23 protein-coding genes and 1 pseudogene are annotated in these 23,586 nt (G+C 59.0%); 13 read left to right on the forward strand and 11 right to left on the reverse strand.

Going from position 1 to position 23,586, the window contains the following annotated elements:
- Positions 1–63: 63 nt before the first annotated feature.
- The 5 genes from KZH41_RS28340 to KZH41_RS28360 all read right to left on the reverse strand — a co-directional run bounded on the left by KZH41_RS28340 (position 64) and on the right by KZH41_RS28360 (position 4,104).
- Positions 64–864, reverse strand: a complete 801-nt coding sequence (locus KZH41_RS28340) for a hypothetical protein (RefSeq protein WP_263274080.1) — start codon at positions 862–864, stop codon at positions 64–66.
- A 183-nt stretch (positions 865–1,047) separates the two neighbouring features.
- Positions 1,048–1,773, reverse strand: coding sequence for a hypothetical protein (locus tag KZH41_RS28345; protein ID WP_263274081.1), 726 nt, complete (start codon positions 1,771–1,773; stop codon positions 1,048–1,050).
- Complete coding sequence (locus KZH41_RS28350) at positions 1,766–3,196, reverse strand: tyrosine-type recombinase/integrase (RefSeq protein ID WP_064454404.1); 1,431 nt, start codon at positions 3,194–3,196, stop codon at positions 1,766–1,768. The genes KZH41_RS28345 and KZH41_RS28350 overlap by 8 nt, the downstream gene beginning before the upstream one ends.
- Positions 3,197–3,397: 201 nt before the next feature.
- Complete coding sequence (locus tag KZH41_RS28355; protein WP_263274082.1) at positions 3,398–3,799, reverse strand: type II toxin-antitoxin system HicB family antitoxin; 402 nt, start codon at positions 3,797–3,799, stop codon at positions 3,398–3,400.
- A 65-nt stretch (positions 3,800–3,864) separates the two neighbouring features.
- The gene (locus KZH41_RS28360; protein WP_263274083.1) at positions 3,865–4,104 is read right to left on the reverse strand and encodes a helix-turn-helix domain-containing protein; all 240 of its coding nucleotides are present in this window, start codon (positions 4,102–4,104) and stop codon (positions 3,865–3,867) included.
- 227 nt (positions 4,105–4,331) lie between these two features.
- Between KZH41_RS28360 and KZH41_RS28365 the strand changes: the two genes are divergently transcribed.
- Positions 4,332–4,622: a DUF3077 domain-containing protein gene (locus KZH41_RS28365; protein ID WP_263274084.1), complete on the forward strand. Its 291-nt coding sequence runs from the start codon at positions 4,332–4,334 to the stop codon at positions 4,620–4,622.
- 161 nt (positions 4,623–4,783) lie between these two features.
- On the opposite strand, the gene KZH41_RS28370 is transcribed toward KZH41_RS28365, so the two are convergent.
- Positions 4,784–5,098, reverse strand: a complete 315-nt coding sequence (locus tag KZH41_RS28370) for a hypothetical protein (RefSeq protein WP_263274085.1) — start codon at positions 5,096–5,098, stop codon at positions 4,784–4,786.
- A gap of 471 nt (positions 5,099–5,569) precedes the next feature.
- On the reverse strand, positions 5,570–6,574 hold the full coding sequence (locus KZH41_RS28375) for a GlxA family transcriptional regulator (protein WP_214912479.1): 1,005 nt from the start codon (positions 6,572–6,574) through the stop codon (positions 5,570–5,572).
- 95 nt (positions 6,575–6,669) lie between these two features.
- On the opposite strand from KZH41_RS28375, the gene KZH41_RS28380 reads away from it, so the two are divergent.
- From KZH41_RS28380 to pqqE, 11 genes and pseudogenes are all read left to right on the forward strand, one after another.
- The gene (locus KZH41_RS28380) at positions 6,670–7,134 is read left to right on the forward strand and encodes a tautomerase family protein (protein WP_263274086.1); all 465 of its coding nucleotides are present in this window, start codon (positions 6,670–6,672) and stop codon (positions 7,132–7,134) included.
- Between the two features lie 463 nt (positions 7,135–7,597).
- Positions 7,598–7,798: pseudogene (locus KZH41_RS28385) on the forward strand (hypothetical protein); the annotation flags it as partial.
- 77 nt (positions 7,799–7,875) lie between these two features.
- Positions 7,876–8,322 carry an Lrp/AsnC family transcriptional regulator gene (locus tag KZH41_RS28390; protein ID WP_078734923.1) on the forward strand — a complete coding sequence of 149 codons (447 nt, stop codon included), beginning with the start codon at positions 7,876–7,878 and terminating at the stop codon, positions 8,320–8,322.
- Positions 8,323–8,489: 167 nt separating this feature from the next.
- Positions 8,490–10,172, forward strand: a complete 1,683-nt coding sequence (locus KZH41_RS28395; protein ID WP_242156135.1) for a flavin monoamine oxidase family protein — start codon at positions 8,490–8,492, stop codon at positions 10,170–10,172.
- A gap of 10 nt (positions 10,173–10,182) precedes the next feature.
- Complete coding sequence (locus KZH41_RS28400) at positions 10,183–10,977, forward strand: carbon-nitrogen hydrolase family protein (RefSeq protein WP_242153034.1); 795 nt, start codon at positions 10,183–10,185, stop codon at positions 10,975–10,977.
- A 59-nt stretch (positions 10,978–11,036) separates the two neighbouring features.
- Positions 11,037–13,409 (forward strand): pyrroloquinoline quinone biosynthesis protein PqqF, encoded by a 2,373-nt coding sequence (gene pqqF, locus KZH41_RS28405; RefSeq protein ID WP_263275139.1) that lies wholly within the window; start codon positions 11,037–11,039, stop codon positions 13,407–13,409.
- 155 nt (positions 13,410–13,564) lie between these two features.
- Entirely contained in the window at positions 13,565–13,639 is a 75-nt protein-coding gene (pqqA, locus tag KZH41_RS28410) for a pyrroloquinoline quinone precursor peptide PqqA (protein ID WP_009045898.1), read from the forward strand.
- Positions 13,640–13,709: 70 nt separating this feature from the next.
- Positions 13,710–14,621: a pyrroloquinoline quinone biosynthesis protein PqqB gene (gene pqqB / locus KZH41_RS28415; RefSeq protein WP_083356453.1), complete on the forward strand. Its 912-nt coding sequence runs from the start codon at positions 13,710–13,712 to the stop codon at positions 14,619–14,621.
- Positions 14,622–14,632: 11 nt separating this feature from the next.
- Positions 14,633–15,385: a pyrroloquinoline-quinone synthase PqqC gene (gene pqqC / locus KZH41_RS28420; protein WP_242153037.1), complete on the forward strand. Its 753-nt coding sequence runs from the start codon at positions 14,633–14,635 to the stop codon at positions 15,383–15,385.
- Entirely contained in the window at positions 15,382–15,657 is a 276-nt protein-coding gene (gene pqqD / locus KZH41_RS28425; RefSeq protein ID WP_094949468.1) for a pyrroloquinoline quinone biosynthesis peptide chaperone PqqD, read from the forward strand. Before pqqC ends, pqqD begins: the two co-directional genes overlap by 4 nt.
- Positions 15,650–16,780, forward strand: a complete 1,131-nt coding sequence (pqqE, locus tag KZH41_RS28430; protein WP_053258335.1) for a pyrroloquinoline quinone biosynthesis protein PqqE — start codon at positions 15,650–15,652, stop codon at positions 16,778–16,780. The genes pqqD and pqqE overlap by 8 nt, the downstream gene beginning before the upstream one ends.
- A 5-nt stretch (positions 16,781–16,785) precedes the next feature.
- Here pqqE and KZH41_RS28435 read toward each other — a convergent pair whose 3' ends face one another.
- On the reverse strand, positions 16,786–16,944 hold the full coding sequence (locus tag KZH41_RS28435) for a YqaE/Pmp3 family membrane protein (RefSeq protein ID WP_010207008.1): 159 nt from the start codon (positions 16,942–16,944) through the stop codon (positions 16,786–16,788).
- Positions 16,945–17,126: 182 nt separating this feature from the next.
- Positions 17,127–18,395, reverse strand: a complete 1,269-nt coding sequence (locus KZH41_RS28440) for an aspartate aminotransferase family protein (protein ID WP_263274087.1) — start codon at positions 18,393–18,395, stop codon at positions 17,127–17,129.
- Positions 18,396–18,604: 209 nt separating this feature from the next.
- Between KZH41_RS28440 and KZH41_RS28445 the strand changes: the two genes are divergently transcribed.
- A complete protein-coding gene (locus KZH41_RS28445) occupies positions 18,605–19,504 on the forward strand; it encodes a LysR family transcriptional regulator (RefSeq protein ID WP_263274088.1) in 900 nt (299 codons plus the stop codon).
- A gap of 226 nt (positions 19,505–19,730) precedes the next feature.
- Here the strand turns inward: KZH41_RS28445 and KZH41_RS28450 are convergent, their stop codons facing one another.
- Positions 19,731–21,509 carry an acyl-CoA dehydrogenase C-terminal domain-containing protein gene (locus KZH41_RS28450; protein ID WP_263274089.1) on the reverse strand — a complete coding sequence of 593 codons (1,779 nt, stop codon included), beginning with the start codon at positions 21,507–21,509 and terminating at the stop codon, positions 19,731–19,733.
- A gap of 248 nt (positions 21,510–21,757) precedes the next feature.
- On the reverse strand, positions 21,758–23,527 hold the full coding sequence (locus KZH41_RS28455; RefSeq protein ID WP_094949472.1) for an acyl-CoA dehydrogenase C-terminal domain-containing protein: 1,770 nt from the start codon (positions 23,525–23,527) through the stop codon (positions 21,758–21,760).
- Positions 23,528–23,586 lie beyond the last annotated feature (59 nt).

Raw genomic sequence — 23,586 nt, forward strand, 5'->3', positions numbered from 1 at the left:
CAACACACCAGCCCTCCCCTCAAAGCTGAGGTCGGACGTACCGCACTTGCAATCATCACTATGCTAATGATTTATGCAGACGGGGTTAAATCGGTATCCCGGGTCGGTAGAGTCGACTTTACAGATCTGCTTTCCAGCAGAATTAATCAGATACAAAACCTCATCCCTACCGCGATCTGGAAAAATTTCATCTCGCCAGACCAGCACGTTTCCAATATTTCTTGAAGCGTTACTAGTCCCTAAGTCAAACATCACGAGATCGATTCTACCCGGCCCAAAATACTTGAGAACCGGTTTCTCACCTTGAAGTACAGGGAAGACCGGAAAAGAGTATATTGCGCTAGCAGTAGCAAAAGCCGGAGTTTCGAAATATACAACCTTGTTGAACTCGTCATAGCCGGCTAAGTGAAAATCCTCAATTGTCTTTGTCGGATCATTGTCCTGCTTCTGAGTCGCAAGCATAGTGCGTTTCAGCTCGCCCGTTTCTTCATCTACTCGAAGTAGGATAAGCGCGGCTTTGTAGTCACCTGCCCAGTAACCTCGACCGTCCTCCAGCCGTTCGTGTGCTGTAACAATGGCAACAGTCCCATTCTTAAAAAAGCCATTGCTGCCGGATGTAATCTCCATTCCAAGGCCAGCCGCCCACTGGGTAACGTCCTTGCCCCTGTAACAAACCTGGTGAGTATCATATTGAGAGTTCATTTCTAGCCCCGTGTGCGGCAGCGCTATACCATCACCCTTTCTTTGGGACTTCAAAAATTCATAGCCGTTGAGGCAATCCTGATTTTCGGCGAGAGCATAGTCAGAGATCAAAACAGCTATCGGGAGCAAAAGGGCCCCTATAGTTTTGTGGATGTGAGTCATGGCGCAAGCTCTCCTTAGCAGTGATGAGGGCCCGTTTATGTAGGCTCTCCGGTGTTTGTAGGTGTCTGACATTATGCCGGTTGAAAAGTCAGGCCGATTGTTCGCGGTAGTAATGGCAGCTACCTGCCCTCCCTCACAGATTCGTACGCCAGCAGCATTGGCACCATCGTTCTTAGATGGGGATTAAGAAGCTGAACCTTCTCGCCAAATTTCCTCGGCCTCTCTAATCAGCGCCTCCAAGCCATTTGTCTTAATACCTACCGCTTTCAAGACTCCATCGCAAAATTCAGCAAATGGACCCGTTGCTCCACCTAACGAGCCTTTTCGCTGAAATTTCGGCTCGCCATCACCCGCCCGCGCCCAAATGGCAAGCAATGCGCGAATGGCCTCCTGCCGAATCATGTTCCCGCCTTTAACCTTTTGAGCGAGTTCAGTGGGTTTAACATCTGGTATTAAAGAAATTAAATCACCAAGCCGACACAGAAGCGATCTCTCCAGCGTTCGACTTCCGACTGTTCCTGCGGGGGTCAGAAACATGGCCTCCGTCGCACCAATTGCAGAACTCAACTCTAAAGGTGTTCTCCTTTCATTCAAGAGCTTATATAGCGTATCCGCAGAGTCTCTAATCTTTTTCAAGTGCATCTGGTGGTCAAAGTCGAACTCTTCAGGCACCACCCCCCCTTTCGGCAATCCCTGATCCTCAAATTCCCACCAAACAGCAAAAGGCCTTGCATTACATCTAGCCAAGTCATGAGCGAGTCCTGAAAGAGCAATATCAGGAGTCGCACCTTTCTCCTTCACCAAATAACCAAATAAATAACCTTCCAACCCATAAACCACATCGGAGTAGCTCCCAGGCTTGCGCATGACCGCCATTCTCTTTTCAAGACTCTTATTCCTGCTAACCATGCCTACCCCTCAGTTGCACCACGTTTCCAGCAGGCACGACTCCCACAAGCTCATCCAAGTAGCGCGCCCACCCGTCCAAATCAGCACGCTTTTCCGGTAGGTAGTTCCAACGGTCATAGTGCTTTGCCTGTACCCCGCTCCGACCATGCGATAACAGCCAGGCACGGCGCTCCTGATTCACGCCCAGGGCTGCCAAATGGGTTTCGATAGTTGCGCGCATGTTGCGCCAGGTGAAACGGCGGGCCTTGCCCTCTCCCGCCAGGCGTTCACCCAGATCCTGAAAAATATCCAGTGCAGTACCCGGCGCAATCGTCACTTTGCCGCGCAGTGAGAACGGGCCAGGGGCTTTACCTTCGCTCTCCAGGGCTAGCAACGGGGCCATAATCTCGCCCAGGCGTTCGACCATTGGCAGAAGATGCTCACGCGGCGGGGTGCCCTTGCCACCTTTCAGATCCAGCAAACGCATTACCGGGCCATGCTCGCCATCGTCGTATAGGTCCTGCCAGGTAACACGGCAGAGCATTTCCACGCGCTGCCCGGCTAGGTAAAGCATGGCCTTGGCGATAGCACGGCGACGCTCAGGTAGGTCCTCGACAGCGAGAACGGCAGCCCTCAATTCATCCTTGGTCAGTGCCCAAGTGTTAGCCTGGTTAGCGCCCTCGATGGTCGGTACGTCACGCGCTGGATTGAATTTCAATCCATATTGAACGGCGTCACCGGCACGCAGTGGGTTAAGGTCGTTCGCCAGCCCAAAGGAGAATGCCGCTTGCAGATAGCTGCGCAGCTTGTCCGCTTGGCGCTTCTTGCCGTTGGTGGCGTTGGCCTTGGTCAGCCGTACCCCGCGCCCTTTGCTGGCGACAGGCCGGTTTAGGCAATGGCGCAGAAGCTCGGCAATATCACCGGGCTCGACCTCCTTAGCCTTGCGGGTGGATAGCTCAGGAAATGGGGTTAGCACATTCAGTTTTAGAGCGCCGCGCACTTCCTTGGCGCTGGTCTTGCCGCGTCTTTCCATATCCTCGACATAGGCGTCGAGCAACTGCGCAAAAGTGCCTTGCCTGGCCTCCAGATTGGCGGCTCGCTGCACGGTGCGCTGGCGCTCACTTTGGGCGACCTGGTAATCCTCAATGGTAGAGAACTCCCGCACCTCCAGCGACCTAGCAGCGGCATAGGTACGCCAATCGACTAGGGCTCGATCATCGTAGCCGCCTAGCTTGAGCCGCTCTTGCTTACCGTCACGGCGCAGAGACAGGTAGACCAATATTCCACTAATCCTACGTTCAAAGATCAGTGAACCGGAGCCCTTCACGTCCAAAGCCTCGGACAAAGTGCCCTTTTTCAAGGCAGTGATTTTGCTGTGAGCCAGTTTCTGCGCCACTTTCAGCCCCTCAAACCGCTTAACGAATTGCTCAACGAATGCCAGCAATATAAGGGTTTTTTGGGAAATGTCACGAAACGATAAATCAGGCTTAGACGCCTGTATTTACTGGCCTTAGCGTTCCATAGTGTTACACAGAATTAAGTAATCTCATGCCTCATAATCCCTTGGTCGTAGGTTCGAGTCCTACTGGGCCCACCAAACAAGAAAGCCGCGCACTGCGCGGCTTTTGTGTGTCTGGCGTTTGATTCACACCGCCAATTCGCGCAACGCCGCCGTCGCCAGAAAACCTGACCGCGATGCGTAGCGATGATCCTTCTGCACGCGCTCATCAATGCGGTGCAACAACTGCTCCGGTAAAGACGCATTGAACCGGACCGACTTACCCAGGTAAGGCGTGAGGTCAAATTCGACTATCGCCCAGACGCCACCGACATAGTCCGGGTTGTCCAAGTGAGCATCGACCTCTTGTGCCTGGGGAAGCTTTTCTTCGTCGGCAACCAGCCCTTCAAGATGCAACGCCAGCGCCTCCCGGACATTATCCAATGCTTCGGAGAACGAAGAGCCCGCCGAGAAGCAACCGGGTACATCGGGCACGGTTACGCTGTAGTCCGAATCGGCGTCTTTATGTACTACCACTGGGAATTTCATCGGCCCTCCTCCGAATGAGCCCCACCTCTGGGCGGGCTTGTCTCGCGCCTTCAACGCTTAAGTATCTAAACCGGACTGACCTGCCCACACCCCAAAGCAGTCTCATCACACATCAGCCACAAGGTGTACTTCTTGAATTGTGGGTGCATGGTGATTTTCAGCAGCTCCAACGAACTCACCTCCTTACGGCGCTGCAATTCATAACTCTTCCACGTTGAAAGATTGATCCCGGTGGCTTCGCACAACTGAACCTGCGTCAGCCCTTCCGCGCGGCGGATTTCTCTCAATTTCTCAAAAAGCTCCATAGACCCCTCTTGACAGGTGTACGAATGCGACCTAAATTAAAGGTCGCGTACGTACACCTTTAAACAACATATTTTATGGAGCTTATCAAAATGCAGGTAGCCACCGGCACGTCTGATGTATTCCACGAGGAATTTGCTCATAGAGCGAAATCCGGTCAGCGATTCTTACGCTACAAAATGCCCGTTTATGACGTCATCCAACGTGCAACACAATCCGGAGATGCCCAATGAGCAATGTGGAGGAAGTGAGCACCATTGGAGCAGTGACCTTCGCAGACTGCGGAGAGAACAAACACGATATGAAAGTGCTGCGCGTCAACGCCGGCGTGCCGATGCGGGAAGCACTGGAGCACGCGTCCCACCTGCTCTACTACGCGAAGGTTCTTTCCCTTGAAGCCGCCATGGATACTGGGGGAGAACACTATGCGTTCGCCTCGCACTATCTAGGAAAAATGGGCAAGGCGATCGTTGACGACATATCTCAAGCGCTACTACCAGACGGCCCAAAACCTCAGTAAACCAAGAGAAACTCACGCCCTTCTCGCTTACGGGAAGGGCGCGGGAGATGGGGTAGGAAAAAACGTCAACGCTATGAACCTAACCGACAATTAGAAAAACAAGGCGACTTCAGCATTTTGTCTGATGACTAATGCGTCTAATACCATCCTGAGCCGGATGGTCACTTGGTCCGGTAGATCCGTCGAAACCAAGTCTTGCCTGTGTAAAGACGCTTACAAAGTTTGATGGACAGAATGCCTACCAGTGCGAGCACTACCCCGAACACAACCCAGAGGAGCGTCGAATTGGTAGAGAGGTGATCGTGAACGAGCTTCGCCGCATACCAACCTGCCGCCACCGAAACGACAATAAAAAAGATGGTAATCGTCCCAGGCGTGCCATAGGAAATCTCCGCATGACAGCCTCTACAAACTGATGCGCCCCAAGGGACGTTATTCATGCAATGTGGGCAACTGACGGTTTGGTTGGTTTGCACCGATTCACTCCTTTGAAAAGCTTCCTTGAAGAACCACTAGTCTAACCGAGGTTCTCCCCAGTAAGGCACCGAAGGAGACACTTGCTCCGTCAGAAACCCAAACGATGGGAATGTTTGAACGCCTGTCCTGGAGCTCCGCGCTCCGCTTGGGTAACCCCTTCGGCTGCATCCCGTGTCCGAACTTGCCGGACTGGCTGCGGGGCAGGCACGGCGGGCGGAGCCCTTGACCTACCCCTAGCGATAGGCTGAGTGTAGTGGTCTAATGAAACTGGACACCCATTTAGGCGAGAATACCCGCCAGATCGAGGTGTCAGATGACCAAACAACGCCGTCCGCATGCACAGTCAGTCTCAGGTGGCGGTTTGCTAACACCTCATCCTCGACGTTCGGCTTCTTCCAGCTACGACTGCTGGTCGGCCAGGGCTGCTTGTCTATGACTGCGAGACTGGTTTCCAGGATCTCCTCGGCTGTTCACTGACGCGACAAGGGCCTGGAACTGCCAATGGCAATCCCCTCCCCACGGATCTGACTCGGCATCACATCCAGCCACCTGCGCAGCAACCGTCGTAGGGTCGCCGCATCTCCTAGTCCCACCTCGGCAGCCACTTCCTCTACCGAAAGTCCGCTACCTTCCAATAGCACGCGCGCCTTGTTCAATCGCACCGACTGGATCAGTTGCTGCGGCCCGTAGCCTAGCACTTTGGTGACCTGCCGGTTGAGCGTGCGCGTGGATACGTTCGCCTTGAGAGCCAGCGCGCCCACTGTCACCGGCGCTGGAATTGTCTGCGCAATATGCGCGGTCAGTTGGGCAATCAGACCGTTCTCGGGCGCCATCATCGTCGGGGACATATAGGGCGACTGCAGGCGTCGACGCTCCACCAGGAGTGCCTGACCGATCATCGCGGCCAGCCGCTCACCGAAGCTCTGGCGCAGTACATACAGCAGCAGGTCCACATGGGCCAGCGCTGCGCCTGCGGTGATCAGCGGACCATCGGCGTGCACCATGCGGTCCGGTTCCACGCGTGCCTGAGGAGCCGCGTGACGCAACGCGGATGCCAGCCACCAGGTGGTGGTGACGCAGCGCCCATTCAGCAGTCCGGCGGCGTTGAGCAAGAACACGGACGAGCACGAAGCGGCAATCTTGCCGCCAGCCTCGGCGTGACGACGCAGGGCTGCAGCCAGTGGTGCGACGTCCGGCTGGGCCATGCGTACTCTGAGTTGCGCGGCGTCGTCTACATCCAGCCCAGGCAGGATCCAGCAGTCGTGCTTGTTCGTTTGGACGGGCAGGTTTGCGACCTGTAGTTGCAGGCCGCCGGCCAACTCTAGGGTACCGGCGCTAATGCCACACACGCGCCAGCGTGGCGCGACCACACCTACCCGGGACGCAAGCTTGGCGGCCGTGGCCAGTAGATCCAGGGTAAGGGTGACGCTAGAAGCGAAGGCGCCTTGGGGCACCACCAGAGTGAAATCGTACATTGACTGATAGTGCATGATTTACGGCAAATCGGCCACTGTTGCTCGCGGTGGTCGTGCTCTTTAATGGAGGTTCTTTCCCACAGGAGCTGTGATCAATGCCGACTATTTTCATCAAGACCCCTGCCGGCGCACTGAGTGCGCAGCAGCGTGAACGGATGCTCACCGCCGTCGACGCGGCAGCCACACAGTGCAGTGGGCTGGGACCGGACCCGCGTCAGCGCCGTCTATGCTGGGTGATCGCCGAGGAGATTCCTGCGGGCCTGTGGCGCTGCGGCGGCAGCGACGACTTCAGCCAGTTTGTACCATGCCTAGTGCAGATCCTGGCCCCAGCCGGTGTGCTGGATGACGCGCATCGTGCGCGTTATGCCGCAGCAGTGCATCAGGCGATCGTGGAGATCGTGCCGGTACCTGAAGCACAGCGGCTGGTGACCTCCATCATCGTCAGCGACGTAGAGGATGGGACGTGGGGCGCGAACGGTCAGTTGTGGCGACTTCCGCAGTTCGTGGCAGCGGCGGGGTATGCACATATGCCACAGGTGATGCCCTCCAGCGCTCCGTGAATCGCCCGCTTCATTGAACATGTGCTTACGTCTGCCAAGGGATACGGCTGGCCTCAAGGAGAATGCTCCGGCTTAAGAGCCGGAGCATCGGGATCGATCAGTCCAGCTGTTTCCCCTTGGTTTCGGGTAACTGCATAGTGGAGCGAGCCTCAAAGGCTGCGAAATCAGTACAACCACGGTACAGTTCTCAGCTTGAGCTACCTTCTCTGAATTACGCTCAACACCAGTAACTACGGGCCCTCCAGCTATGCCAACCTACGTTCACCTTCGGACGCTTTCTCTAAGCATATCTGCTCACCCAGCAACTCATAATCCCTTGGTCGTAGGTTCGAGTCCTACTGGGCCCACCAAACAAGAAAGCCGCGCACTGCGCGGCTTTTGTGTGTCTGGCGTTTGGAAATGGGGAACGCTGGCCCTCTCGCACTTTTCTGCAATGAAAGATTTGTTAATTGTCCCCAACTGCTTTGCTACCCGAGGCGGCGAGACATTCACCCTGCACCCCGGTGAAGTGCTGGTCGCTGAAGACAACACCGGCACCGGCCATCGCTGGAACCTGGTTGACGACCAACCATGGCGTCGTGGCTACGTAGTGCTCAAGCCTGGCACGCCGGACTCGTTTATCCCGAACGATGCCGCCGCTGCGAAAGTATGCAAGCCGCTTTAATCTCGCAGATCGCACCGCTCCAGACGGGCGCAAGCCTGTAACATGGCGACCCATTGCCGCCCGCACTGGAGCTCCCCTTGCCCGTCCTCGATGAAATCGATCGTCAACTGATCGCTGCCTTGCAGATCAACGCCCGCGAAAGCGTGGCCATGCTCGCCCGGCAGTTGGGTATTGCGCGCACTACGGTGACGTCGCGCCTGGCGCGCCTGGAAAAAACCCAGGTGATTACCGGTTATGGCGTGCGCCTCGGGCAGCGGGTGGTCGATGGCGGTTTGCAGGCTTATGTGGGGATCACCGTGCAAGCGCGCTCGGGTAAGGAAGTGCTGCGCAGGCTGAGTGCCATGGCGCAGGTGCAGCAGTTGTGTGCGGTGAGTGGCGAGTTCGATTACGTGGCCTGGCTGCGCACGGATTCGCCGGAGCAACTGGATCAATTGCTGGACCAGATCGGCAGTGTCGACGGTGTGGAGAAAACCACTACTTCGATCATCCTCAGTAACAAATTGGATCGCGGGCAGCCAATCTGACCACCACGTTCGTCACTCTGACTAAAAACAGCTCAATCCGACGACACATTGAGTCTTAATAACGAACGCTACGCTGCCTAAACTGGCTGCCATCTTTTCCTATACTCAACGGGCCACCTCCCGCCGAGTCGTCAGTAAGGTCAGCCATGAGCATTCCGTCCAGCACCATCAGCAAGACCCATCGCCACCCCGCCGACGGTAAAAAGCCTATCACCATCTTTGGCCCGGACTTTCCGTTTGCCTTTGATGACTGGATCGAACACCCGGCTGGCCTGGGCAGCATCCCCGCGGCCAACCATGGCGCGGAAGTGGCGATTGTCGGGGCCGGGATCGCGGGCCTTGTAGCCGCTTACGAGCTGATGAAGCTGGGCCTGAAGCCCGTGGTGTACGAAGCCTCGAAGATGGGCGGCCGTTTGCGCTCCCAGGCGTTTGAAGGGGCCGAGGGCATCATCGCCGAGTTGGGCGGCATGCGTTTTCCGGTGTCGTCCACCGCGTTCTACCACTATGTGGACAAGTTGGGCCTGGAGACCAAACCCTTCCCCAACCCGCTGACGCCGGCCTCCGGCAGCACCGTGGTCGACCTCGAAGGCCAGACCCACTACGCGCAAAAACTCTCTGACTTGCCGGTGCTGTTCCAGGAAGTCGCTGACGCCTGGGCCGATGCGCTGGAAGCCGGCTCGCAGTTCGGTGATATCCAGCAAGCCATCCGCGACCGCGACGTGCCACGCCTAAAAGAGCTGTGGAACAAGCTGGTGCCGCTGTGGGACGACCGCACGTTCTATGACTTCGTCGCCACCTCCAAGGCGTTTGCCAAACTGTCTTTCGCGCACCGCGAAGTGTTTGGCCAAGTGGGTTTCGGCACCGGCGGCTGGGACTCGGACTTCCCTAACTCGATGCTGGAAATTTTCCGCGTGGTGATGACCAACTGCGACGACCACCAGCACCTGGTGGTCGGCGGCGTGGCGCAAGTGCCCATGGGCATTTGGCGCCATGTGCCGGAACGTTGTGCGCACTGGCCCGCCGGCACCAGCCTCAGCTCGCTGCATCGCGGTGCGCCACGGGCCGGTGTGAGCCGTATTGCCCACGCCGCCGATGGCCGCTTTGCCGTGACCGACAACTATGGCGACACGCGTGAATACGCCGCCGTGCTGACCACCTGCCAAAGCTGGCTGCTGACCACCCAGATCGAATGCGACGAAACCCTGTTCTCGCAGAAAATGTGGATGGCACTGGATCGCACCCGCTATATGCAGTCGTCGAAAACCTTCGTGATGGTTGACCGCCCGTTCTGGAAAGACAAAGACCCGGAAACCGGCCGCGACTTGATGAGCATGACCCTCACCGATCGCCTGACCCGTGGCACTTATCTGTTCGACAATGGTGACGACAAGCCGGGCGTGATTTGCCTGTCGTACTCGTGGATGAGCGACGCGCTGAAAATGCTGCCGCAGCCCATCGACAAGCGCGTGAAATTGGCCCTTGATGCGCTGAAGAAGATCTACCCTAAAGTCGATATCAAGGCGCGCATCATCGGCGACCCGATCACGGTGTCCTGGGAAGCCGACCCGCATTTCCTTGGGGCTTTCAAAGGCGCGTTGCCCGGCCACTATCGCTACAACCAGCGGATGTATGCGCACTTCATGCAGAAGGACATGCCCGCCGAACAACGTGGGATTTTTATCGCCGGTGACGACGTCTCCTGGACACCCGCCTGGGTGGAAGGCGCGGTACAAACCTCGCTGAACGCGGTGTGGGGCATCATGACCCACTTCGGCGGCAGCACGCATCCGCAGAACCCAGGGCCGGGAGATGTATTTGACGAAATCGGCCCAATCGCCCTGGCCGATTAAGGAGTTGAGTATGCGCGTCGCCCTGTACCAATGCCCACCGCTGCCGCTGGATGTAGCCGGTAACCTCAAGCGCCTGCACCAGCTCGCGCATGAGGCGTCGGATGCCGATGTGCTGGTGCTGCCGGAGATGTTTCTCAGCGGCTACAACATCGGCGCCGAAGCCGTTGGCGCGCTGGCTGAAGCACAGGATGGCGCCTCGGCACAGGCGATAGCTGCACTTGCCAAAAGCGCCGGGCTGGCGATTCTGTACGGCTACCCGGAGCGGGCCGAGGATGGCCAGATCTACAACGCCGTGCAGTTGATCGACGCCCATGGCCAGCGCCTCTGCAACTACCGCAAGACCCACCTATTTGGCGATCTGGACCACTCGATGTTCAGTGCCGGGGAAGATGCTTTCCCGCTGGTGGAATTGAACGGCTGGAAGCTCGGTTTCCTGATCTGTTACGACCTGGAGTTTCCGGAAAATACCCGTCGACTGGCCCTGGCCGGCGCCGAGTTGATCCTGGTGCCCACCGCCAATATGGTGCCGTTCGACTTTGTCGCCGACGTGACCGTGCGTGCGCGGGCCTTTGAAAACCAGTGTTATGTGGCTTACGCCAATTACTGCGGGCAGGAAGGCGAGATTCACTATTGCGGGCAAAGCAGCATTGCTGCGCCCAATGGCCAGCGCATCGCCCAGGCCGGGTTGGATGAGGCCTTGATCGTCGGGGAGCTGGATCGCCAGTCGATCCTTGATGCACGCGCCGCCAATCACTACCTGCAAGACCGTCGCCCGGAGTTGTACGGCGCACTGCATAAGCCCTGACCCAGCCGGTTTGTCAGCGGTTTGTTAACATGGCCACATCCTACGTTTCGGAAGTGCCCATGCCTGCGCCGGCCCACCCTCACCACCTTCACCTGACCCTGGCCAACGGCCTGCGGGTTTCCCTGCGCCATGCGCCGCGCCTGAAGCGTTGCGCTGCCGTTTTACGCGTGGCCGCTGGCAGCCATGACGTGCCCTTGGCCTGGCCGGGGCTGGCGCATTTTCTTGAGCATTTGTTGTTTCTCGGCACCGAGCGCTTTCCCACAAGCGAAGGCTTGATGGCCTACGTGCAACGCCACGGTGGGCAGGTCAACGCCAGCACCCGCGAACGCACCACCGACTTCTTCTTTGAACTGCCGGTGGCGGCCTTTACCGATGGGCTGGAGCGCTTGGCGGACATGCTGGCCCACCCGTGCTTGGCGATTGAAGATCAGTTGCGTGAGCGCGAAGTGGTGCACGCGGAGTTTATCGCCTGGTCCCAGGATGCCAAGGCGCAGCAGGAGGTTGCGCTGCTGGAGGGTTTGGCGGCTGATCATCCTCTGCGCGGTTTTCACGCGGGCAATCGCGACAGTTTGCCGGTGGAGCGTGAGGCATTTCAGCAAGCACTGCGGGAATTCCACGCGCACTTTTACCAAAGCGCACAGATGACCTTGAGCCTTGCAGGCCCGCAGCCGCTGGATGAACTGCAAGCCTTGGCGAAGCAATTCAGCGAAGCATTAGCCTCGGGGCCTTTGCACCCCCAGGCCGAACCGCCCGCACTGATGCAAGGCGCAGCACGCGCCTATCAACACGCCGCCAATCATCACTTGCACCACGTCATTGCCTGTGACGTACCCCGCCAAGCACTGGATTTTCTCTGCACCTGGCTCAACGCCTCGGCGCCCGGCGGTTTGCTGGCGGAGCTGAAAGCGCGAAAGCTGGCGAGCGCACTGCAAGCATCCGTGCTGTATCACTTCGCCGGGCAAGCGCTGCTGGATATCGACTTTACCCTCGTCACTCAAGGCGAGTCGGTTACTCAGACCAAAGTGTTGTTGCACGACTGGTTGAGCTTTTTCGCACAGAGCGATTGGACGCTGTTGCGAGAAGAGTTCGCCTTGCTGAACGCTCGCCAGCAGCAGGTCCAAGGCGCCCTGGCACTGGCTCGCAACGACAGCGAAGACCTGTCGGGGCCGGGCATCGCAGCCCTGAAGAGCCTGCTCGACTCACTGCACCTGCCACCTCCCCAGCACGCTTGGCAATTGCCGCCCAACAATCCATTCCTGCGCCCACCGGTCAAAGAAGAGCGCGCCGGCCTGATTCGCGGCCAGACCAGCGCCCACCGTGGCTTGCGAACCTTTGCCCAGGATCGCTCGCGGGGACGTCGAGACGTGTCGGCGCTGACCTTCAGCCAAGCCTTGGCGGATGACACGGATGAGGGCGCGCTGTATCTGCATTGGCGATTTGATGGCGGCGTGCCCGCCGGGCTGGAAAACCCATTACAGCCGTTGCGTGAGCATGCTCGCCAGGCTGGAATCGAATTGTCTTTCGAGACCCTCGCCAATGAGTGGCGGGTGAAAATGGTCGGCCTTCACGAACCGATGCCGGCCGTGGTCGAAGCGCTAGCGCTTAACCTGAGCCGGTCCGATGAACTGCCGTCGCCTTCCACATCAACGCCGATGATTGCGATTCGGGAATTGCTCAAGGCGTTGCCTGCTTGTTGTGTCGGCAGTTCGGGAGCCAGCGAGACGTCAGCGCCATGGAGCACCGCGCGCTGGCAAGGTCTGGGAATCGGTTTGCCCGCCGCGTGTGAAGCGGCGATCAAAACCGCAGCAGTGCGATTGCCCGGCCAGCCGGCAAGCCTTGAATACACGCGCCAAAGCCTCGACGGCCAGCGGTTCTGGCACACAGTGAAAACCGACTCCAGCGAAGCCGCGTTGCTGCTGTTTTGCCCAACGCCAACCCAAACCCTGGCCGATGAAGCGGCATGGCGACTGCTCGGGCATCTGCTCCACGCGCCGTTTTACCAACGCCTGCGGGTCGAACTGCAAGTCGGCTACGCCGTATTCAGCGGCATCCGACAGATCAACGGGCAAACCGGCCTGCTGTTCGGCGTGCAATCCCCAAGCGTCTCCCTGGCTGGGATCTTCGAACACCTGCAGACCTTCCTGGCGCAACTGCCGGCGTTGATCGCCAACAGTGCCGACCTGGGCAACCAGACCCTGGCGCAGCAATTCACTGCCCAGGCATTACCCATCGCCCAAGCGGCCGAACTGCTCTGGCAAGCGCAGTTGGCCGACCATTCGTCGGGTTATCTGGAGCCGCTTCAGCAACTGATCCAAACCCGTACACGCGAGGATTTGCAGCACGCCGCACGGCAACTCAACGACGCTGCTGGCGGCTGGCGCTGTGTGGCCAACGGCCCGTCCATCAAGGGTTCCTGGCACGCGGCAGGCTGATCATTGCTGGCCCTGCAAAAGGCTTTTGCCACCAAGACAGCGCTAACTTGAAAAGAATTGCGTAACATCCATACGCACACCTCTGAACATCTCCGGTTGGAGGTGGACTATATGTATGAGTATTGAACGTCCCATCCCTTCGTAGGAGTATAAATATGTCTTGGTCCAAACCTGCTTACACTGATCTGCGTATTGGTTTCGAAGTCACCATGTACTTCGCCAGCCGTTGATTGGCTGAGTAATACAACGCCTCGGCTCGTCCGGGGCGTTTTTGTTTTGAGCTTTGCTGATGGAGCGATCATGTTTGTCCAGATTCTAGGTTCCGCCGCCGGCGGTGGCTTCCCGCAGTGGAACTGCAACTGCGTGAACTGCGCAGGCTTTCGCGACGGCAGCCTGCGGGCCCTGGCGCGTACTCAATCATCCATCGCGATCTCCGACGATGGCGTCAATTGGGTGCTGTGCAACGCGTCGCCGGATATCCGCGCGCAGTTGCAAGGCTTTGCACCGATGCAACCCGGCCGTGCCCTGCGCGATACCGGCATCAGCGCGATCATCCTGATGGACAGCCAGATCGACCACACCACTGGCCTGTTGAGCCTGCGCGAAGGCTGCCCGCACCAGGTGTGGTGCACCGACATGGTCCACGAAGATTTGAGCACCGGCTTCCCGCTGTTCACCATGCTCACGCACTGGAATGGCGGCCTGGCCTGGAACCGCATTGAGCTGGACGCCAGCTTCACCATCCCCGCCTGCCCCAACCTGCGTTTCACCCCGCTGCCACTGCGCAGCGCCGCGCCGCCCTACTCGCCGCACCGCTTCGACCCGCACCCTGGCGACAACATCGGCCTGATCGTCGAAGACCTGCGCACCGGCGGCAAACTGTTCTACGCACCGGGCCTGGGCAAGGTCGACGCGCCGCTGCTGGAGATCATGGCCGGCAGCGATTGCCTGCTGGTGGACGGCACGATGTGGGACGACGATGAAATGCAGCGCCGTGGCGTCGGCACCCGCACCGGTCGCGAGATGGGCCACTTGGCACAGAACGGCCCCGGCGGCATGCTCGAAGTACTGGAGCAGTTGCCCGAGCAGCGCAAGGTGCTTATCCACATCAACAACACCAACCCGATCCTCGATGAAGACTCCCCTGAGCGAGCCGAGCTGGTGCGACGTAATGTCGAAGTGGCTTACGACGGCATGAGCATAGAATTGTAGGAGCAGACCACATGACTGACACACCGCTGACGCCCGCCGAGTTCGAGCATGCCTTGCGGGCCAAAGGCGCCTTCTATCATATTCATCACCCGTACCACGTGGCGATGTATGAAGGCAGCGCCACCCGCGAGCAGATCCAGGGTTGGGTCGCCAACCGCTTCTACTATCAAGTGAACATCCCGCTGAAGGACGCCGCGATTCTGGCCAATTGCCCGGACCGCGAGATCCGCCGCGAGTGGATCCAGCGCCTGCTTGACCATGATGGCGCCCCCGGAGAAGACGGCGGCATCGAAGCCTGGCTGCGGCTGGGCCAAGCGGTCGGCCTCGACCCGGACCAACTGCGCTCCCAGGAACTGGTGCTGCCCGGCGTGCGCTTTGCGGTGGATGCTTACGTCAACTTTGCCCGCCGCGCCAGCTGGCAAGAAGCCGCCAGCAGCTCGCTGACCGAACTGTTCGCGCCGCAGATCCATCAGTCGCGCCTCGACAGCTGGCCGCAGCACTACCCGTGGATCGACCCCACCGGCTATGAATACTTCCGCACCCGCCTGGGCCAAGCCCGGCGCGACGTGGAACACGGGCTGGCGATCACGCTGCAGCACTACACCACCCGCGAGGGCCAGGAGCGCATGCTGGAAATTCTCCAGTTCAAACTGGACATTTTGTGGAGCATGCTGGATGCCATGAGCATGGCCTACGAACTGAACCGCCCGCCTTATCACAGCGTGACCGCGCAGCGGGTGTGGCATAAAGGGATCGCCCTATGAGCTTTGATCGCAGCAGAACACCGACCTGGCGCCAGGGCTATCGCTACCAGTACGAGCCGGCGCAAAAAGGCCACGTGTTGCTCTACCCCGAAGGCATGATCAAGCTCAACGACAGCGCCGCGCTGATCGGTGGTTTGATCGACGGCGAGCGCGACGTCGCCGCCATCATCACCGAGCTGGATAAACAATTCCCCGGCGTGCCTGAGCTCGGCAAAGACATCGAGGATTTCATGGAGGTCGCCCGTGCTGAGCACTGGATCACCCTTGCCTGAAAAGCCACCTGTTGGCCTGCCGCTGTGGCTGCTCGCCGAGCTGACTTATCGCTGCCCGTTGCAATGCCCGTATTGCTCTAATCCGCTGGATTTTGCCGAGCAAGGCAAGGAGCTGAGCACCGAGCAATGGATCAAGGTATTTCGTGAAGCGCGGGAGATGGGTGCCGCACAGTTGGGCTTTTCCGGCGGTGAACCGCTGGTGCGCCAGGACCTTGCCGAGCTGATCGCCGAGGCGCGCAAGCTGGGGTTCTATACCAACCTGATCACTTCCGGCATTGGCCTGACCGAGCAGAAGATCAGCGACTTCAAGAAGGCTGGGCTGGATCACATTCAGATCAGCTTCCAGGCCAGTGATGAACAGGTAAACAACCTGTTGGCCGGGTCGAAAAAAGCCTTCGCGCAAAAGCTCGAAATGGCCCGCGCGGTGAAAGCGCATGGCTATCCGATGGTGCTGAACTTTGTCACCCATCGGCACAATATCGACAAGATCGACCGCATCATCGAACTGTGCATCGCGCTGGAAGCAGACTTCGTCGAGCTCGCCACTTGCCAGTTCTATGGCTGGGCGCAGCTCAATCGTGTGGGGTTATTGCCGACAAAAGAACAACTGGTGCGTGCCGAGCGCATCACCAACGAGTACCGCGCCAAGCTGGAAGCCGAAGGCCACCCGTGCAAGCTGATCTTCGTCACGCCGGATTACTACGAAGAGCGCCCCAAAGCCTGTATGAACGGCTGGGGCAGTATTTTTCTGACCGTCACGCCGGACGGCACCGCCCTGCCCTGCCACGGCGCCCGACAGATGCCGGTGCAATTTCCGAATGTGCGCGACCACAGCATGCAGCACATCTGGTACGACTCGTTTGGCTTCAACCGCTTTCGCGGCTACGACTGGATGCCCGAGCCGTGCCGTTCATGCGACGAGAAGGAAAAGGACTTTGGCGGCTGCCGTTGCCAGGCGTTCATGCTCACGGGCGACGCGAGCAATGCCGACCCGGTGTGCAGCAAGTCCGAGCAGCACGGCATCATCCTGCAAGCGCGGGAAGAGGCCGAACACGCCACTCAGACCATCGAGCAACTGGCCTTTCGCAACGAGCGCAACTCACGACTCATCGCAAAAGGCTGAGGGTTTTAGCGTTTGGCGATGATGTACACGGCGTGAATGATGCCTGGGAAGTAACCGCACAAGGTCAGCAAAATGTTCAGCCAGAACGCGCCGGCGAAACCCACTTGCAAGAACACACCCAGTGGCGGCAGCAGAATGGCGATGATGATACGAATGATATCCATGGGTCAGCTCCAGAAAATCGGCTCGTGTGAGCCGTGTAGGTAATCGACCTTGGGCGTTCGTAAGGGTTCAGTGAGATCTGGCCCTGGGCCATCCTGAAATGAGCAGACAAAAAAACGCCCCCAGCCAAAAGAATCAGGCTGGAGGCGCCGCGTATGCCGCGAGACGGTTCTGGAATGGGGGGTTAAACGGCGATGCCCTTGCGGCATTGCAGCTGTGCGGTGCGCACGCGGGAGAAGGCGCGGGCCAGGCGCTGGAGCATTTCGTCGATGTTGCTTTTGCTCACCGTCAAGGCAGGCGTGAAGCGCAGGCAATTGGGCTGCGGGGCGTTGAGAATCAGGCCTTCGTGCAGTGCTGCCTTTACCACGGCATCTGCAGAATCATCCGACAACGTCAGGCCCCACATCAGGCCATGGCCGCGCAACTGGCCGTGGTCGTAGCGATAGGCCAGTCGAGCGAGGCCTTCGCCAAGGTAAACGCCGGACTCACGGACTTGTTCCAGGAAGCCGTGCTCCAGCACCGTATCGAGTACCGCCACCCCGGACGATGCCATCAACGCATTGCCATGATGGGTACCATCCAGCTCGCCCACGTCGAAGCAACAGGCCTTGCCTCGCGCCAGCAGCGCCGCCAATGGCACGCCGCCGCCCAAGCCTTTGCCAAGGGTGATGATGTCGGCACGTACGCCGTACTGCTGTTCAGTAAGCAAAGTGCCGCAACGGCCAATCCCGGTTTGCACTTCATCGAGGATCAGCAAAATGCCCAGCTCGCGACACAGCCGCTCGACGCCTTTGAGGTAGTGCTCGGTTGCAGGGATGACGCCGGCGTCGCCCTGGATAGGCTCCAGCATGATCGCGACGGTCTGCGCATCGACCGCAGCGTGCAGGGCCGGCAGGTCGTTGAAAGGTACGTGGCTGAAGCCAGGCAACTGCGGATCGAAGCGGTTTTCGCAGCCGCCTGCCGAGGCCGCCATCGCCGCAAAACTGCGGCCATGGCGGCCGTTACTGGCGGTAATAATGCGATGAGCCCCCCCACGATGCAGCTGGCCCCATTTGCGCGCCAACTTAATCGCGGCTTCGCACGCTTCCGAGCCGCTGTTGAGCAGGTAAGCCTGACCGCTACCGGTGCGCTGGCAGAGCTGGTCGATGAGGTTGAGTTGCGTTCGGTTGTACAGGCCGCTACCGGGGTTGATCAACGCGTGAGCTTGATCGGCCAAGGCCTTGATCAATACCTGCGGGCTGTGGCCGAGGCTGTTGGCGGCGCTGCCCTGGCTGAAGTCCAGGTAGGCGCGGTCGTCACTGTCCCAGAGCCAGGAACCCTGGCCACGCACGAAGACTTGAGGCGCTCGCGCCACCGTCGGCATTAGACATTCACCACAGAGATGATCACGCGGGGTATCCAGGATCAGGTCATCCAGGCTTGGCGCGGGGCGACGGATATTGAACAGGTTCATAGGTTGGCCCCGATGGCAACCTGACCTTGGTCGATGTCGCCTCGAAAAACCGCCTTGAGGTGTTTTGCCTTGCCTATGTAAACGCTATCAACAAATACGCTGTTCATTGCCAGATCCGGCCCTGTAAGCCTTGCGAATAGGCGCTAGACTAGGCGTCTCAGGGGCCATCGGCCATTTCGATTTTCCAGCTTTTTCGATAAGTAAGTCTTATGGATTTCAAGCAACTGCGTTATTTCGTCGCGGTGTATGAGGAAGGCCACGTGGGCCGGGCTGCGGAGCGTCTTTCGATCTCTCAACCAGCTCTGTCGCAACAGATTCGCCAGCTGGAGCAGAACCTGGATGTGAGCCTGTTCGAGCGCAGCAGCAAGCGCCTACTGCCGACGCTGGCCGCGCATACCTTGTACAACCACGCGTTGCCGCTGATTGATGGCATGCAACAAGCCGTCGAAGCCTTGCGCAACTTCAAGGGCCAGGCGATGCGCACCCTGGCCATCGGCGTGCTGCAAACCGTGCACACCAGCCTGGTCCCGCAAATGCTCGAGCGCGTGTGCAAGGCTCAGCCGCATTTGGTGGTGCAGATCTACGAATTGACCGGGCTTGAGATCGAACGGCGGCTGCTTAACGGCTCGTTGGACATCGGCATCAGCTACCTGCCGCCACGCCAGCCGGGGCTGCACGGTGTGCTGTTGTATGAAGATGAGTTGAAGGTGGTGATACCCGAAGACCATCCCCTGCGCGAGTTCAAGAAAGTCTCACTGAAACAGGCAGCCGAATTGCCGATGTTGCTGTTGGGTGAAGAGTTTCAGGTGCGGCAGATCTGGCAGGGCCAACTCTCTAACCTGGGCCGGCGGCCGCAAGTGCAGGCGGAGCTCAATACGATGATTGGGATACTCGACAGCCTGCCCCACACCAAACTGGCAACAGTGCTGCCGGGGCGCTCCCAGGATGAGCACAACAGCAAGGCACTGCTGTGGAAGCCTTTGAGTGAGCCGAGGGTGCCGCTGAAAGTGGGTTTGGTGTGCCGCGATGTGCAGCGCCAGCAAGCGACGGTGGCGTTGCTGCGCACCTTGCTGGAAGACGTGATGAACGCGCCGCAGGCGCCTGCCTGACTTTTTCGCAGGCAAAAGAAAACCCCGCCGAAGCGGGGCTTTGCAGACTGTTTCCCTGACATCCATTTCACTCCGCCATCCTGGCAGAATCCTACGTGTCCCTGTTGTTGCTTTGCGCTTCCTGCGCGACGTCCATGTGAAGTAGATTATCCGTGGATCCAATTTGGCGATAGAGGACGAATAGCAGCACGTCATGTAAGAGAATGCTTACACGCCCTCCAAGCCCTTAAAACAGTGCTTCATCCAGCAAAAATAACGATTCGCTACCGGCTTTTACCGACGCACTCAGCGACTGGATACGCGGCAGCAAACGGGCAAAGTAGAAGCGCGCGGTGCCCAGTTTGCTGGCGTAGAAGTCTTCCTCAGCCTCTTTGCCCCACGCGGCCTTGGCCATGCGTGCCCACATATAGCCATAAGCCATGTAGCCAAAGGCGTGCAGGTACTCCACCGAGGCCGCGCCGATTTCATTCGGGTTGGCCTTGGCGCGGTCCAGCACCCAGGCGGTCAATTCATCCAGGTTGTCCACCGCCGCGCTGAGCGGCCGGGTGAATTCACCCAGTTCGGCGCCCGCCGTGGCGATGAACTGGCGGATCTCATCAGCGAACAGGGTGTAGAACGCACCGCCGCTGCCGACAATCTTGCGCCCCATCAAGTCCAGAGCCTGGATGCCGTTGGTGCCTTCGTAGATCTGGGTGATGCGCACATCCCGAACAAGCTGCTCCTGGCCCCACTCGCGAATGTAACCGTGGCCGCCAAAGATTTGCTGGCCGAGCACGGTGGTTTCCAGGCCGAGGTCACTGAGGAAGGCCTTGGCAACAGGCGTCAACAGCGCCACCAGGTTGTCGGCACGCTCGCGGGCGACGGCATCTTCACTGAACTTGGCGATGTCCAACTGCGTGGCCACATAGGTGGAGAACGCCCGGCCGCCTTCGTTCGAGGCTTTCATGGTCAGCAACATGCGACGCACGTCGGGGTGGACGATGATCGGGTCAGCCACTTTGTCCTTGGCCTGCGCGCCGGTCGGCGAACGGCTTTGCAGACGGTCACGGGCGTACTCAATCGCGTTCTGATAAGAGCGCTCGCCCGATGCCAAGCCTTGGATACCCACCCCCAAACGCTCGTAGTTCATCATGGTGAACATCGCCGCCAACCCACGGTTCGGCTCGCCCACCAGATAACCCACGGCTTCGTCGAAGTTCATCACACACGTCGCAGACGCCTGAATGCCCATCTTGTGTTCGATGGAGCCACAGCTCACCGGGTTACGCGCGCCCAGGCTGCCGTCGGCATTGACCATGAACTTCGGCACCAGGAACAGCGAAATGCCCTTGGGCCCGGCTGGCGCATCCGGCAACTTGGCCAGCACCAGGTGGATGATGTTTTCGGTAAGGTCGTGTTCGCCACCGGTGATAAAGATCTTGGTGCCGCTGACCTTATAGGAGCCGTCCGCCTGAGGCTCAGCCTTGGTGCGGATAATTCCCAGGTCGGTCCCGGCGTGCGCTTCGGTCAAGCACATGGAGCCGGCCCACTCACCGGAATACATCTTCGGCAGGTAGGTGGCCTTGAGTTCCTCACTGGCGTGGGTATTGATCGACACGCAGGCGCCGGAGGTCAGCATCGGGTACAGGCCGAACGCCAGGCTCGACGAATTGATCATCTCTTCGACCTGGGCCGACACCGCCTTGGGCATGCCCATGCCGCCAAAGATCGGATCACCACCAACACCTACCCAGCCACCTTCGGCGTAGGTTTTGTAGGCCTGGGGGAAACCATCCGGCGTGCTGACCACGGTATCCGCCCAACGGCAGCCTTGCTCATCGCCGCCACGGCTGAGCGGGGCGATGGATTTGGCGGTGACCTTGCCGGCCTCCTCGAGGATCGCCTCGACGGTTTCGGCATCCACGGTGTCTGCCAATGCCGGCAATTGGGCCCAAGTCGTGGCGACCTCAAAAACTTCGTTGAGGACGAAACGCATATCCCGCAGCGGCGCTTTGTAATCAGCCATGGCAAACCTCGTGAGAACGTGAAAAGTGATTCGATAGGGTCGGTTTTACAAGCTCCGAGTGTACCCGAACAACTTTTCAAACACATAGGGTCCTTTCGTGACTATTAGGTTTTTATAAGTCACGCATGGTTCTAATGTGGGAGCGGGCTTGCCCGCGAAAGCGGCGTGTCAGTCACCTAATTTGTTTCTGACACATCGCACTCGCGAGCAAGCCCGTTCCCACAGTTAAACCCTGGAGAATCTAGCGCCTACAGTGCAAACAATTGAGCAGGTAAGCTCATCAGGCATTCGCTGCCCGCCTCCACCGCCGCCCGGTGCGTGGCCGTACGCGGCAGCAAACGCTTGAAGTAGAAGTCGCAGGTAGCCAGTTTGGCCTTGGCAAACTCAACGTCGTCTTGTGCCTGAGCCGCTATCGCCATGCGCAACCACAGGTAGGCGAGGATGATGTAACCGCTGTACATCAAGTAATCCACCGCCGCCGCGCCCACTTCATCCGGGTTCTTCATGGCGGCCATGCCGACCTTGACCGTCAACTCGCCCCACTGCTGGTTCAGTTGATTGAGCTGCTCCACCTGCGCCTTGAGCTGCGGATGCTCGGCATTGGCCGCGCAGAACTTATGCACAATCTTGGTGAAGCCGCGCAACAGCTTGCCTTGGCTGCCGAGTACTTTGCGCCCCAGCAAGTCGAGGGCCTGAATGCCGTTGGTGCCTTCATAGATCGGCGCAATCCGGGCATCGCGGGCCAACTGTTCCATGCCCCATTCGCGAATGTAGCCGTGGCCGCCGAATACCTGCATGCCGTGGTTGGTCACCTCAAGCCCAGTGTCAGTCATAAAGGCTTTGCAGATGGGCGTGAGAAACGCCAACAGGTCTTCAGCGTCCTGGCGCTGGGCGGCGTCGCTGCTCAGGTGCGCGGTGTCGAGCAGTTGCGCGGTGAAATAGGTCAGCGCGCGGTTGCCCTCGTTGAAGGCTTTCATGGTCAGCAACATGCGCCGCACATCGGCGTGCACGATGATGGGGTCGGCGGCTTTTTCCGGCGCCTTGGCGCCGGTCAGCGAGCGCATTTGCAGGCGGTCGTTGGCATATTTGATCGCGCCTTGGAAGCTCGCTTCGCCAGAGCACAGGCCCTGCATACCGGTGCCCAGGCGCGCGTGGTTCATCATGGTGAACATGCAATTGAGGCCTTTATTCGCCTCGCCAATCAGAAACCCCTTGGCACCGTCGAAATTCAGCACGCAGGTGGCCGAGGCCTTGATACCCATCTTGTGCTCGATGGAGCCACAGTGCACCGCGTTACGCTCCCCCGAATCGGCATGGAACTTGGGCACGATAAACAACGAGATGCCTTTGGTGCCGGCCGGCGCCTCCGGCAGCTTGGCCAGCACCAGATGGATGATGTTGGCGCTCAGGTCGTGCTCGCCGGCCGAGATGAAGATCTTGCTGCCGGTGACCGCGTAACTGCCATCCGACTGGGGCACGGCGCGGGTCTTGATCAGGCCCAGGTCAGTGCCGCAGTGGGCTTCGGTCAGGCACATGGTGCCGGTCCATTCGCCGGCGGTGAGTTTACTCAGGTAGGTGGCTTTTTGTTCTTCAGTGCCGTGGGCGTGGATTGCCGTCATGGCGCCGTGGGTCAGCCCCGGGTACATGCCCCAGGAGGTGTTGCTGGAGCCGATCATTTCGCTCAGCACCAGGCCCAGCGACTGTGGCAAGCCCTGGCCGCCGTAAGCCGGATCCGCTGCCAGGCCGTGCCAGCCGCCTTCCACGTACTGCGCGAAGGCTTCCTTGAAACCCTTGGGCGTGGTGACCACGCCGTTGTCGAAATGGCAGCCTTCTTCATCGCCGCTACGGTTGAGCGGTGCGAGTACGTTTTCGCAGAACTTGGCGCCTTCTTCGAGGATCGCACTGACCATATCCGGGCTGGCGTCCGTCGCGCCCAGGGCAGCGTAGTGGCCGTGAAAATCAAACACGTTGTCGATCAAAAAGCGCATGTCGCGCAGGGGAGCTTTGTACTCAGGCATGGCGATGTCTCCGGCAGCAGATGGTTTCAACCTACTGCTGGCCACCGCCGCAAACAATC

Origin of the sequence: Pseudomonas sp. YeP6b, from assembly GCF_025642995.1 — a bacterium.
GTDB lineage: Bacteria > Pseudomonadota > Gammaproteobacteria > Pseudomonadales > Pseudomonadaceae > Aquipseudomonas.